Here is a 13064-nt window from a genome sequence, read left to right as displayed (position 1 = left end):
CTCAGCGGCCCCGGTAGCACCATCATCCACCAACAGATCTCGGGGAAACCGGCCTTATCAGGGCACTCATAAAGCCGACTTCCCCGAGATCAACGCGGGCTCGGTGCGACGCATGCGCCGTTGCGGAGGGACCGGGCGCGGCCGACGCGCCGAATGGCCGGGGCGCCCCCTTCTGAGCTGCGGAGAGGCTGCCGCGCATGGTGCGCACGGGAGCATTGCGATCGACGGTCCCCTCGAAAGGGGAACCGCACGGCGTTCTCGGAACGCCGCTCGCCTTCTTTTTCGGTCGTTCGATTCCCATATTTCCCGAACGGCGAATTCCGGGACGACGCCCTCCGGCCGGGTCCGGCCGTCCCCGCGACGCGGTCGTCGGGGCACGCGGTGAGAACGGCGGAGCCGACGGGCGATAGCATCGCCGGGTCGCCCTTTCCCCTCCGATCGCGCCGCCGGGCGCCTGGTCCGCCGTGCCCGGGACTCCGAGGGAGGGGACGGGGCCGGTGGAACCACGAGAACCTCGGGATCACGGGAACGGACGCAACGACGCAGATGGAATCCGAAACGACCCAAGTCATGAGCAGGACCGGCGAATTCTCGACCGTCCTGAACTGGGAGGCCTCCACCCGGAACCGGCTCGCGGCGGCCATCGACCGCTTCTCCGGTCCCCTCGCCGACCTGGTGGAGCGCGACGCCAACGAGGGCGACACCCGGATGCTGGTCACCGACTTCCTCAGTTACGGGCTCAACTTCAGCAAGTACGAGGAGATGACCACCGAGTACCGCAACAGCGGCGACTCGATCGACTACGCCCTCAAGCTCGACGACGAGCTGTTCGCGCCCATCGAGGTCAAGCGCTGCGGCCAGGACCTGGACGCGCGCAACATCCAGCAGGCGCGCCGGCTCGCGATCGAGGAGGGGGCCGAGTGGATCATCCTCACCAACGGCCGCGCCTGGCAGGTGTACCACCTGCGCTCGGAGGGGGACGACGCGCCGCGCACGGTCCGCATCATCGACGTCGACCTGATGGACGAGGCGGAGGAGGCGCACACCCGCGCCGTCGACGCCCTGTTCCACATCACCCATGAGGCGATCGAGCACGGCCGCCTGGAGGAGCTGCGCAAGTGGCGTGAGGCCGTGGAGCCTGCGCCGCTGGCGGAGGTCCTGGTGTGCGCACCCGTCGTCGAGGCGATCCGCTCGGAACTGCGGGCACGGACCGGCCACGCAGGCCACATCGGGGACGCCGACGAGGTGCGCCGCTCGCTCGCCGAGAACGTCATCGCCCGCGGACTGGCGCCCGACCTGGAGGAGGACGCCGAGGCGTAGGCCGACCGGCACCGCCCGGCGCCGCTCCCGGCCCCCGGAACAGACCCCGGAGCGGGCCCCGGGCCGCCGGCGCCCCGTTCCTCGGGCGAGGGACCGGGCGCCGGGCCGGGCGACCGGCGTCGCCCCTCCCTACCGAAGTCCCCGCGCCCGCGGACCGGTATCGGCCACGGCCGCGGTCCTGCGCCGGGCGGGGGCCCCGGGGGTACGTTGGAGCCCGGACCGCACCCCGCCGAGAGGACGATCATGCCCGACTCCGTTTCGCGCCGCGGTACCACCGCCGACGCCCTGATCCGCTCTGCCCCGACCCTCCAGGTCCTCGGGCGGCTCATCGATCAGGCCGGACGCCAGAGCGGGTCCGAGGCGGTCTTCGGCCCCGCCATCGAGCACGACGGCGCCGTGGTCGTCCCGGTCGCCCGCACCCGCTTTTTCTTCGCCTTCGGCGCCGGGACCAGCCGCGCGTTCCGCATCGTCGGCGACGGCGGGGGCGGCCAGGGCTTCTCCAAGACCGAACCGGCCGGGTACCTCCTCATCCGCGGCGACGACGCCGAGTTCCGACCGGTGCGCCAGCCCGCGAAGGCACTCGTCCTGCCGCTGGCGGCCATCGCCGCCATGGCCTCGGTGAGCATCGTGCGCTCGGCCATGCGCCGCAAGCGCCGCGCCGAGACCGCCAAGGCCCTGGCCGAAGCGGCCCAGGTCCGCCGCCACGGCCGCCAAGACGGCGATTCCCCGGCGCGCACGCAGGAGGAGACCGGGGCACGCGCCTGAACCGAGGCGGGCCGTCGCGGGCGCGTCCGGTGTACACGGCCCCGGCCCTGCCTCCGGGCAGGACGGCCTTACGGGCCCGCGCGTTCGGGAACGTGCGACCGATGGGCGACCGGGCACCGGCCGAGCGCGGTGCGGCGTACCGGCGGCGCGTTGAGAGGACCGCCTGCGAACGGTCGGACCACAAGCCCCGTCCGTGAGCGGAGACGGTGCGCGCCCCCGGGGAGGAGATCGGGTCACACCCACTTGGCCGCCCGGCGCTGGGCACTCAGGACCTTGGGGTACACCTCCACCAGTTGGTCCGAATGGGTCGCGCTCCGCGCCACCCAGGACCACTCCCGGTAGTCCTCCATCAGGTCCGCGTGGGCGTGCAGGTCCTCGGGCGCCCACGGACGCCCGCGTTCGAGGAGCGAGCGCAGGCGACGCAGGGCGGCGTCCAGCCTGCCGCGCATCACCTCGTACCTGAGGCGCTCTTCGTTATCGGCGTTGCGGAACGCCCAGGCGGCGCTCCGCTCCCCCGCCGCCCGGAGCCTGTCCTGCAGCCGAAGTGCGAGCCGTCGCATACGGGGATTCTGCCCGGCGTGCCGCGCCCCTACATGGTCCATGGGAGAACGCTGAACCGGCTGCGGACACGGCGTAGGGCGGCCATGACGGGTGTGCGGCGGTGCACCCGAACGGCCTCGGCCCGGGGCGGTGGTGCGGGCGCCGAGCGTGAACGGGAGCGCCGCGCCGCCCGCGCCCCCCGGGCCGGACTCCCGTTGATCTCGGGGAAGTCGGCCTTATGAAGGCCCACTTGAGGCCGAGTTCCCCGAGATCAACGACGCAGGGGCAGACAGGGGGAGCCTCGGACAGGGCCTAGTACTGCACCGTCAGGTCGGCCGAGGACTCGGCGAACCTGCAGCTCCCAGCGGGGCCACCCATCGACGCCGTCGAGGGGCGCGCTCACCACGGACCAGGTCCCGGGGTCCGCCTCGGGGAAGTGCCGTCGCAGTACTAGGTCCTGTCCGGAGTTCAGCGACGCAACGCCGAGTGGGCGCCCCCCGTCGATGATCTCGACGAAAGTGCTGTCATTCCGGCGGATTCGGCACCACTTTCGTCGAGATCAACGCCTGAGACGCCGGGCGGGGGAACTCCATACAGGACCTAGTCGACATCGCCGAGCCAGGGACCGCCGCCGTCGCCCAACGCCGTCTCCATGAGCTCCCCTGCCCACGAAGGCGGCTCCACCGCCCCCAGCGCAGCGGTGAGGAGCTCCGGCGCCGTCCTCCCCGGCAGGTGCGTGTGCTGCGCCACCGCCTCCACGAGCCCGTCCAGCGCCACCAGGCGCACCGCCCGCGCGTAGGGGTCCGCGGCCCCGCCCGCGTCCGCCTCCTCGGCATCGAGCGCGTCGTTCGCCTCCGCCAGGGCCCTCTTCCCCGCCGGGGTCACCGGCGCCAGGCGCTCCGGCCCGGCGAGGCGGTCGATGAGCAGGACGGCCCCGATGATGAAGAACAGGACGGCCATGCCCCCCGCCGGTCCCGCCCACCACCGCTCCCCCTCCGGGGACACGGCCCCGGTCAGTGCGCCGGCGAAGAGCAGCGCCACTGCCAGCACCCCGGCCACCGCCATGCCGAGCCATCCGACCCGCAGGACCGAGCGCCGGCGGGTCAGGGCCTGGAGGACCTCCGCGTTCCCCAGGAAGTACCCGTGCCCGGTCACCGCCGCGCGCGCACGGGCCGAGACGTCCTCCTGCTCCAGACGGCGCAGAAGCCGCTCCAGCCCCATCGGCCCTTCCGCGCCCAGGCAGGCCAGGGCCGCCCGCGCCTCCGGGGACGGCTCGGGCGTCGAGGCGCCCGTCCCGGGCTCCGGCTCCATGCCCGGCTCCGCCGCCGTCTCGGCCGCCGACTCCGCCAGACGCCCACTGCCGTCGACGGCCGCCCGGCCGCCGAACACGGCCTCGGCGACCGCCGTCTCGGCCGTCCGCCACGCGCCTCCGGCCAGGAAGGCGGCCTCATGGACGCCGAGCGCCGCCGACCGCCCCTGCGGACCGCCGGGCTCCCCGTCACCGGGTTCACCGCCCCGGCCTCCCGACCGCTCCCCTGCCAGGACGTGGGCCCGCCGGACCCGGTACAGCGCGAAGGCCGCGAACACCGACCCGGCCACGAGCATCAGCACGGGATAGAGAGCCGCACCAGGGGCCTCACCGAGCACTCGTCCCTCCCCTCCCGCCGGTCACCGGCTTGACCGCGATGACCCGGCGGAGATCGTGTACAGGGGGAACGCTACCCTCGCGGCCGGATCTCGCCTGCCGCGATCTGCTCCGCGTAGTGGCACGCGACCCGGTGGCCCTCGCCGACCGTCCTCAGCTCTGGGCGCTCGGTCGCGCAGCGCTCCTCCTGCCGCCAGGGGCACCGCGTGTGGAACCGGCACCCCGGCGGAGGGGCGGCCGGGGACGGCAGGTCCCCCTGGAGCAGGATCCGCTCCCGCGTGTCCTCCACCTCCGGGTCGGGCACCGGGATCGCCGACACCAGGGCGCGCGTGTAGGGGTGCAGGGGGGCGGCGTGCAGGGAGTCGCTGTCCGCCTCCTCGACCAGCGCCCCGAGGTACATCACCCCCACCGTGTCGCTCACGTGCCGCACCACGGCCAGGTCGTGGGCGATCACCAGGTAGGTGAGTCCGCGGTCCCGCTGCAGCTCCTCCAGCAGGTTCAGCACCTGCGCCTGGATCGAGACGTCCAGCGCCGACACCGGCTCGTCGCAGATGATCAGGTCGGGCTCCAGGACCAGCGCCCGGGCGATCCCGATGCGCTGGCGCTGGCCGCCCGAGAACTCGTGCGGGTACCGGTTCAGCGCGCGCTGGGAGAGCCCGACCGCCTCCAGTGCGTCGAGCACCATCCCCCGCCGCTCGGCCCTCCCGGACCCGACGTTGTGCACCTCCAGCCCTTCGGTGAGCAGCGACTCGATGTTCTGCCGGGGATCGAGACTGCCCAGCGGGTCCTGGAAGACCATCTGCGCCTGCCTGCGGCGCCGCCGCATCTCCTCCTCCGGCAGGTGCGCCAGGTCCACGCCGTTGATCCACACCTCCCCGTCGGTCACCGGGACCAACCGCAGCACCGCGCGCCCCAGCGTGGTCTTCCCGCACCCGGACTCGCCCACCAGCCCGTACGTGGTCCCCGCATCGACCTGGAGCGAGACCCCGTCCACCGCGTACACGTGCCCGACCGTCCGGTCCACCAGCACCCCGCTCTTGATCGGGAAGTGGACCTTGAGGTCCTTGATCTCCAGAAGGCTCATCGGTCCTCCCCCTTGGGCGCGGACGGTTCAGGGGCCGCAGGGGACTGCTCCGCGGATACGGCCGCCGCGTCCGTGCGCACCGGGTGCACGCAGCGGAACCGGTGGCCCGCGCGCTCTCCGCGCATGTGCGGCGGCCCTCCCAGGCAGTCCTCGGCGTAGTTGTCGCATCGGGGCGCGAACGCGCACCCGTCGGTCCAGTCGATGGCGTCGTTGACGGTCCCCCTGATCGGCGTGAGGGGCACGTCCCGCGAAGCGTGCAGGCGCGGGATCGAAGCGAGGAGCCCGGCGGTGTAGGGGTGGGTGGGGGCCCGGAAGAGCTCGTGGCGCTGCGCGCTCTCGACCACCCGGCCCGCATAGAGCACGTTGATCTCATCGCACAGTCCGGCGACGATCCCCAGGTCGTGGGTGATCATCAGCAGGGCGGTGCCCTCCTCGGTGACCAGCTCCTTCAGCAGTTCGAGGATCTGCGCCTGGATGGTCACGTCGAGCGCGGTGGTCGGCTCGTCGGCGATCATCAGGCGGGGCCGGCAGGCGACCGCCATGGCGATGAGCGCGCGCTGGCGCATCCCCCCGGACAGCTCGTGGGGGTACTCGCGCAGCCGGCGCCCCGGGTCGGGGATGCCGACGCGGGCCAGCAGGTCGGCGGCGGCCGACCGGGCGGCCCCGCCCTTGAGGCCGCGGTGGCGGACCAGGATCTCGGTGACCTGCCGCCCGATCGGCACGACGGGGTTGAGCGAGGACAGCGGGTCCTGGAAGACCATCGCCAGCTCCCGCCCGCGCAGGTCCCGCATGCGCCGGGACGGCAGGGACAGCAGGTCCGCCTCCGTGTCCCCGCCGCCCGGCCGGAAGCCGGCCCGGCCCGCGACCCGGACCCCGCGCGAGGGCAGCAGGCCCATCAGGGCCAGCGAGGTCACGCTCTTGCCGCACCCGGATTCGCCGACCAGGCCCACCACGCTCCCCTCGTCGAGGGAGAAGGAGATGCCGTCCACCGCCTTGACGTCCCGCCGCCGGCGCTGCGTGAAGGTGACCGAGAGATCGTCCACGGCCAGAAGGGGTCCTGCGGGCATCTCAATTCCTCAGTCTCGGGTCGAGTGATTCTCGGAGCGCCTCGCCCATGAGGGTGAATCCCAGAGCGGTGACGATGATGGCCAGCGCCGGGTAGACGGCCAGCTGCGGAGCGCTGCTCAGGAAGCGCTGGGCGTCGGCGAGCATGGTCCCCCATTCGGGGACCGACGGGTCCGGGTTGCCCAGGCCCAGGTACGACAGGGCCGCCGCGTCGATGATGGCGGTGGCCAGGCTCAGGGTGAGCTGCACCAGGATCGGCCCCATGGAGTTGGGGAGGATGTGCGACAGGGCGATGCGGCGCCGGCGCGCCCCGATCGCGCGCGCCGCCAGGACGTAGTCGCGGCTCCCCTGGGCGATCATCGCCCCGCGCAGCAGCCGGGCGAAGATGGGCACCTGCGCGGTGCCCACGGCGATCATGACGGTGACCAGCCCCTGTCCCAGCAGGGCCGCGATGCTGACGGCCAGCAGCAGCGAGGGCAGCGCGAGCATCATGTCGACGAAGCGCATGAGCACGGCGTCGACCCGGCGGCCGACCGCCCCGCCGAGCGCGTAGGAGGCGCCGGACAGGCCGCCCAGCAGCGCCCCGGCGGTGAACCCGAGCCCGGCGGCCACCACGCCCACCAGCAGCGTCTGGCGGGCCCCGATCACCATCCGGGAGAACTGGTCGCGGCCCAGGTTGTCCAGGCCCAGCCAGTTCTCGGCCCGCGGTCCGACGAACACGTTCTGGTTGGGGAAGACCTCGTCGCCCCAGCTCTGCTCGGTCGGGCCATAGGGCGCGATCAGGTCCCCGAGGACGGCCACCACGATGAAGACCGCCACCACGGCGGCGCCGGTGATCGCCATGGGGTTGCGGCTCATCCGGGCGAAGGCCTCGCGCCAGACGCCGCGCCCCTCGGCCTCCTCTCGGCGGGCCGCGGTCAGCTCGGAGAGGCGGTCGATGCGTTCGGTCCTGGCCGACATCAGCTCACCCGCACTCTCGGGTCGAGGAGGCTGTAGGAGATGTCCACGATCAGGTTGATCAGCACGTACAGGGCGGCGATGATCAGGATGAACCCGAGGAGGACCGGGTAGTCGCGGGTCTGGGTGGCCGAGTAGATGAACTGGCCGATGCCCCCGAAGGCGAACACGCTCTCGGTGAGCACCGCCCCCGCCAGCAGGGCGCCGCTGAGCAGCCCGATCGCGGTGACCACCGGCAGCATGGCGTTGCGCAGCACGTGCCGGCCGCGCACGGTGCGCCGGTGCAGGCCCTTGGCCTCGGCGGTGCGCACGTAGTCCTCGCCCAGCACCTCGATCACCCCGGCCCGGGTCATCCGCACGATGACCGCCAGCGGGATGCTGGCCAGCGCCAGCCCGGGCAGCACCAGGTGCATGAAGGCGTCCCAGGCCGCGTCCCACTCCCGGGTGGCGATGCCGTCCACCACGAACAGTCCGGTGATGCGGGTGGCGTCGATGCCCGGCGTCTGGCGGAACGCCGAGGGGAACACGCCCAGCTGCTCGGCGAAGACCAGCTTGAGCACGAAGGCCAGGAAGAACACCGGCGTGCAGATGCCCACGAGCGAGCCGCCGACGACCAGCGAGTCCAGCGCCCCGCCGCTGCGGCGCGCGGCCAGGTAGCCCAGCGGGACGCCCGCCGACACGGCGATGATCATCGCCATGACGGCCAGCTCGACGGTGGCGGGGAACTTCATGGCGAACTCGGTCAGGACCGGGCGCCCGGTCTGCAGCGACTGGCCGAGGTCGCCCTGGAGCAGCCGCCCCAGGAACGCCCCGTACTGGACGATGACCGGGTCGTCCAGGCCCATGGCGCGGCGCAGCGCCGCCCGCTGCTCGGCGGTGGCGTTCTCCGGGAGCAGGGCGTACTCGGGGCCCCCGGGGAGCGCGCGCACCCAGATGAACAGAAGGATCGAGAGGCCGAAGAGGGTGGGAACGGCCTGCAGGACACGTCTGACGATGAAGCGGAGCACCTCGGTAACCGCCTGCCTGTCCGGGGCCCGCCCGGCCGGGGTCCCCGTCCGGGCGGGCGCTCTCGCCTGGTGGTCGCTTGGTGTCCGGCGCGGCGGCCCTCAGGCCGCCGCGCACGCCCTCACTTGAAGGACGCCTGGTCGAACTGCTCCTGGGTCAGGGGGCTGACCGGCGGGGGTTCGACGTCGGGCGAGAACACGATCGACGGAGGTGAGTGCGAGATCGGCAGACCCGGCAGGTAGTCCATGATCACCTCGTTGGCCTCCTGGTAGAGCTCGGTGCGCTTGTCGGGGTCGGGCTCGGAGGCGACCTCCTCCATCACGCTGAAGACCTCGTCGTCGCGGAAGCCCCAGGCGCTGTCGTAGCCGCCGAACCAGGTGCCGAGGAAGTTGTAGGCCTCGTTGAAGTCGCCGGTCCACCCGAGCAGGTACAGGCTGCAGTTGCCCGAGTCGGTGTGGGGGATGTACTCGTCCCAGGGCTTGGAGTCGGCCTCGATGGTCAGCCCGACGTCCTTCAGGTCGGACTGGATGATGTCGAAGATGTCCTTGGGGGCGGGCATGTAGGGGCGGGTGACCTCTGTGGGGTAGCAGAAGTCGATGGTCATGTCCTCCTGCCCGGCCTCCTCCAGCAGCTCCCGGGCGCGGTCGGGATCGTGGTCGTAGGTCTGCACGTCGGGCGACCAGCCGTCGACCGTCTCGGGGATGAACTGGCTGGCCACCTCCCCGCCTTCGGGCAGGATCGTGTCGACGATGCGCTGGCGGTCCACGGCGTGCGCGAGGGCCTGGCGCACCTGCGGGTCCTCCAGCTCCTCGGACGCCTCCTGGTTGTAGGCCATGTAGAGGACGTTGAACACGTCCCGCACCGGGACCTGGAAGCCCGCCTCCTCAAGGGGCTGCACGTCGGCCGGCGCGACCAGGTCGTAGCCGTGCACGTCCCCGGCCTCCAGGGCCTGCCTTCGGGCGTTCTCCTCGGAGATGGTCTTGATGATCAGCGTCTTGATGTTCGCCGGCTCGCCCCAGTAGTCGTCGTAGCGCTCCAGAGTCACCTCGCGCCCGTCGTGGTCCCACTCGGAGTAGGTGTAGGGCCCGGTCCCGGCGATGACCCCCGCCTCCTGGCTGTAGTCGGGCAGCACCGGTGCGCCCTCCTCGCCGCCGACCTCCTGGCCGGCGGCCTCCTCGATGGAGGCGGGGCTCATGATGGCGAAGGAGGACAGGGAGAAGGCGCCGGGGAAGACGGCCGAGGGCTCGGTGACGCGGATGACCGCCGTCAGCTCGTCCTCGGCGGTGCAGGAGTCGTAGATGGACTCGGGCAGCTCATCGTCCTCGTTCTCGGCGAAGCCGCCGAAGACGTTCTGCCAGTAGTAGGTCTGGTTGCTCGACTGGTAGTCCCCGGTGAACCCGTTCCAGCGGTCGAAGTTGGCGCAGACCGCCTCGGCGTCCAGGGACGCGCCGTCGTGGAAGGTCACCCCTTCGCGCAGGTGGAAGGTCCACTCGGTGCCGTCCTCGGACTGCTCCCAGCTCTCGGCCAGCCCGCCCTGGATCTCGGTGCCGCCGGGCTCGTGCTCCAGCAGGGTCTCCATGACCTGGCGGGTGACGCGGAAGGTCTCGCCGTCGTTGGCCAGGACGGGGTCCAGGGAGCGGGGGTCGCCCGTCCCTGCGAAGATCAGCGGCCGGGTCTCGTTGGGGTCGCCACCGGCGTCCCTCTCGCTCTGGGCGCACCCCGCGGCCACCAGGGCCAGGGCCGCCGCGGCCGCCGCCGGAGCGAGGAGCCGCCCTTTTCTCCTTGTGATCACTGTCCACCTCGTCAGGGGGGGGTCGGTGGCACTGCGACTGCTGGCACGAACTTTATTGCTTTCGCCCCTTATTTCAGATCCCGTAATGGATCGTCAACGGAACCGTGTCCGTTCCGCGCCATGGCGGCGCACCCGATAGGAGAACTTTTCAGCATTTTGGCGCACCGATCGGAGTTTGTGTCGCGAGTGACGGCGGTGGCCATTGTTTAATGAGTGATGGATTTCCCTTTGCCTCTCACTCGGACCCGAATGTCACCTCGACCGCGCATCCGCGCATGTCTCTCCCTGTTCACCCGGCGACAGACGCTTCGACCGTATTCTGCCGTTTTCCGGCGACATATGCCTCGATGTTCTCCCGTGTCGTCGTCAGGATCCTCCGCACCGCCTGCCGGGTGTCGAACCCGCTGTGCGGTGTGACCAGCACGTTCCTCATGCGCAGCAGGATGTGGTCGGCCAAGAGCGTGCGCATGTCCCGGTCCCGGCGCGCGGCCAGGGCGCGCAACAGCTCGGCCTCCTCCCGCAACCCGGGTTCGGCTTCGAGCACGTCCAGGCCCGCCGCGGCCACCCGCCCTGCCGCCTCTTTCCTGCGGTTCGGGCCCACTCCGGGCGCCGTCGGAACGGCTCGTTCCCTCCCCATGACGGCCCCCCTTCCCCGAACGTCCCGAGAGTGAAGTTTCGGCAGTCCGCACGGGGAGTTGATTTCCGCTGACAAGACGTAACGGGATGGCAAAGTTCGGGAGGCCCTGAAGCGCGATCCGGCGGCGGGAAAGCACAATCGTCCTGTCAGACGGTCGCCTCGAACCGTCATCCCCGCCGACCGAGAGGACACCGATGGCAGTCCCCCGCGCATTTACCCTGCGCGCCGTCGCCGCGGCATTCGCCGCGGCGGTCGCCGTCCCCATGGCCGCCGCCCCGGCTCAGGCCGACACCCTGCCCCCCGAGGAGCTCCGGAGCATCACCGACCGGCTGGTCTTCGAGCACACCCTGGACGAGTTCATCGCCGTCAGTGACCGACGCCCGCACGAGCCCCAGCTGGACTGGTCCAACGACGGGTGCAGCATGTCGCCGGACGAGCCGCTGGGCTACGACTTCAACCCCGGCTGCGTCCGCCACGACTTCGGCTACCGCAACTTCAAGCTCCAGCAGCGCTTCGACGAGGCCAACCGGCTGCGCATCGACAACGTGTTCCGCGACGACCTGTACGGGATCTGCGACGGCGACTGGCTGTGCCGGGGCGTGGCCGACATCTACTACTCGGCGGTCCGCGGGTTCGGCGGCGTCGCCTCCGACCTGGACGACGCCCTGCAGCGGGGCGATGTCGAGGAGAAGACCGAGCGGTTCCTCGCCACCGCCGAGCGGGCGGAGGAGGCCGGCTCCACCGGCGAGGCCCGGCGGCTCATCGCCGAGTTCGAGGAGGAGACCGGCGTGGACCTCGAGAGCGGGGCCGTCCCGACGGGCTGAGCCTCACTTGGCCTGGCAGCCCGGACACCAGTACAGGGTCCGGGCCGCCAGGTCCGCCGAACGCACGGGCGTGCCGCAGACCCGGCAGGGCTCGCCCGTGCGGTAGCAGACGTAGAGGGTGTCGGGGCGGGGCACCGGCCGGGCGTCCGGGTCGGGCCGGTGCTCGGGCCGTGTGGTGATGATCAGGCCGTCGCGCACGCCGTCCCGGAGCAGGCCGCACAGGTCCGCCCAGAGGGCCTCCCACTCCCCGGGGGTGAGGTCGCGGCCGGGCCGGTAGGGGTCGATCCCGGCGCGGAACAGCGACTCGGCGCGGTAGATGTTGCCGATGCCGGCCACCACGTCCTGGCGCATCAGCAGGGTGGCGATGGGCGACCGGGAGCGCGCCACGGTCCGCCAGGCCCGGTCGGGGTCGGCGTCGGCGCGCAGCGGGTCGGGGCCCAGCCTCTCCTGGACCCCGTGCTTGTCCTCCTCGGTGATCACCTCGCAGGCCGAGGCGCCGCGCAGGTCGGCCCAGCCGTCGGCGGTGACCAGGCGGACCCGGACCGCGCCCACCGGCGGCGGCGGAACGGCGTAGCCCTCGGTGTCCCGCTCCAGCGGGCACCCGCCGGCCCCGGCGGCGCGCGGCGCCCCCAGGTGGCGCTCGCCGTCGGCGTCGCCGAAGGTCCAGGCCCCGTACAGGCCGAGGTGGACACGGAGCCACTCACCGGTGTCGAACCCGAGGAAGAGCTGTTTGCCGTGGGCCTCGGCGCCCTCCAGCACCCGGCCGTCGATACGGCGGGCCCCGTCGGCGAAGCGCCCCTGCGGGCTGGTGACCCGCACCCGCGCACCGCCGTAGTGCTCGGTGAAGTGCGCCGCCAGGCGGTGCAGCGTGTGGCCCTCGGGCACCCCGCGCCCCCTCGTGTCGTGATCCGTGGGTCCCGCGGCACCCGGCACCGGTCGGCCGACCACGGGAGGGGCCGCGCAGGCGCGGCGGCCACCGGAATCGCACTCTATACGCCGGACATGCCCGCTTCAGGCGCCCGCCGACCGCGCCGGAAGAGCGACGGCCCCCAAAGAACCCGCGGGGACGCCAGTCCTGCGGGCCTGTGGGGCCGGGGCGGAGGGGCGGCGCCGGTGTCCGTGCGAGTGGTGGGAAGTGGCCGGCGCCCCGCGGCCGGGCGGCACGACGGAGGCCGGTCCCGGAGGCGCCCCCGTGGTGTCCCGACGGCGCCTCCTCCCAGCCGGATGCCGAACCTGTCGGAAGTCGCGTGGCGGGGAAGCGCCTCAGGCCGCCGGGCCCGAGACAGGCGGACAGCCCTGGGCGGGGTCCGTGCCAGGACGTCTGCCGGGGCCACAGGCCACTGATCGGCGCGATGCGCCGATCAGCCCGGCCTCCGCGCGGAACGGGCGCGAACCATGGCGTCCGTCCTCCCACCCACCGGACTTCCGAA

Annotated in this window: 12 protein-coding genes; 3 read left to right on the top strand and 9 right to left on the bottom strand. The window is 72.5% G+C overall.

The genetic code is table 11. From position 1 onward, the window contains the following. Nucleotides 1-570 precede the first annotated feature (570 nt). A complete protein-coding gene (locus C892_RS0108630; RefSeq protein WP_017556862.1) occupies nucleotides 571-1320 on the top strand; it encodes a hypothetical protein in 750 nt (249 codons plus the stop codon). Between the two features lie 243 nt (nucleotides 1321-1563). After that, nucleotides 1564-2085, top strand: a complete 522-nt coding sequence (locus C892_RS0108625) for a hypothetical protein (RefSeq protein WP_017556861.1) — start codon at nucleotides 1564-1566, stop codon at nucleotides 2083-2085. 233 nt (nucleotides 2086-2318) lie between these two features. Here C892_RS0108625 and C892_RS0108620 read toward each other — a convergent pair whose 3' ends face one another. The 8 genes from C892_RS0108620 to C892_RS28690 all read right to left on the bottom strand — a co-directional run bounded on the left by C892_RS0108620 (nucleotide 2319) and on the right by C892_RS28690 (nucleotide 10810). Continuing rightward, a complete protein-coding gene (locus C892_RS0108620; RefSeq protein ID WP_017556860.1) occupies nucleotides 2319-2645 on the bottom strand; it encodes a hypothetical protein in 327 nt (108 codons plus the stop codon). A gap of 580 nt (nucleotides 2646-3225) precedes the next feature. Then, nucleotides 3226-4230: a hypothetical protein gene (locus tag C892_RS0108615; RefSeq protein ID WP_239647314.1), complete on the bottom strand. Its 1005-nt coding sequence runs from the start codon at nucleotides 4228-4230 to the stop codon at nucleotides 3226-3228. A 113-nt stretch (nucleotides 4231-4343) separates the two neighbouring features. Further along, nucleotides 4344-5354: an ABC transporter ATP-binding protein gene (locus tag C892_RS0108610; protein ID WP_017538889.1), complete on the bottom strand. Its 1011-nt coding sequence runs from the start codon at nucleotides 5352-5354 to the stop codon at nucleotides 4344-4346. Next, nucleotides 5351-6421, bottom strand: coding sequence for an ABC transporter ATP-binding protein (locus tag C892_RS0108605; RefSeq protein WP_051060504.1), 1071 nt, complete (start codon nucleotides 6419-6421; stop codon nucleotides 5351-5353). Before C892_RS0108605 ends, C892_RS0108610 begins: the two co-directional genes overlap by 4 nt. Nucleotide 6422: 1 nt before the next feature. Then, nucleotides 6423-7379 carry an ABC transporter permease gene (locus C892_RS0108600; RefSeq protein ID WP_017556857.1) on the bottom strand — a complete coding sequence of 319 codons (957 nt, stop codon included), beginning with the start codon at nucleotides 7377-7379 and terminating at the stop codon, nucleotides 6423-6425. After that, entirely contained in the window at nucleotides 7379-8383 is a 1005-nt protein-coding gene (locus C892_RS0108595; protein WP_017538886.1) for an ABC transporter permease, read from the bottom strand. The genes C892_RS0108600 and C892_RS0108595 overlap by 1 nt, the downstream gene beginning before the upstream one ends. 119 nt (nucleotides 8384-8502) lie before the next feature. Beyond that, entirely contained in the window at nucleotides 8503-10173 is a 1671-nt protein-coding gene (locus C892_RS0108590; protein WP_017556856.1) for an ABC transporter substrate-binding protein, read from the bottom strand. Between the two features lie 289 nt (nucleotides 10174-10462). Then, nucleotides 10463-10810, bottom strand: coding sequence for a Rossmann-fold NAD(P)-binding domain-containing protein (locus C892_RS28690; protein WP_239647313.1), 348 nt, complete (start codon nucleotides 10808-10810; stop codon nucleotides 10463-10465). A 194-nt stretch (nucleotides 10811-11004) separates the two neighbouring features. On the opposite strand from C892_RS28690, the gene C892_RS0108580 reads away from it, so the two are divergent. Continuing rightward, complete coding sequence (locus tag C892_RS0108580; protein ID WP_017556854.1) at nucleotides 11005-11634, top strand: phospholipase; 630 nt, start codon at nucleotides 11005-11007, stop codon at nucleotides 11632-11634. 3 nt (nucleotides 11635-11637) lie between these two features. Here the strand turns inward: C892_RS0108580 and C892_RS0108575 are convergent, their stop codons facing one another. Continuing rightward, a complete protein-coding gene (locus C892_RS0108575) occupies nucleotides 11638-12519 on the bottom strand; it encodes an Fpg/Nei family DNA glycosylase (protein WP_017556853.1) in 882 nt (293 codons plus the stop codon). Between the last annotated feature and the right edge of the window lie 545 nt (nucleotides 12520-13064).

The sequence above is a fragment of the Nocardiopsis baichengensis YIM 90130 genome, from assembly GCF_000341205.1.
GTDB lineage: Bacteria > Actinomycetota > Actinomycetes > Streptosporangiales > Streptosporangiaceae > Nocardiopsis_A > Nocardiopsis_A halophila.
The sequence above is the reverse complement of the archived record's forward strand: the minus strand, read 5'-3'. Positions and strand labels throughout refer to the sequence as shown.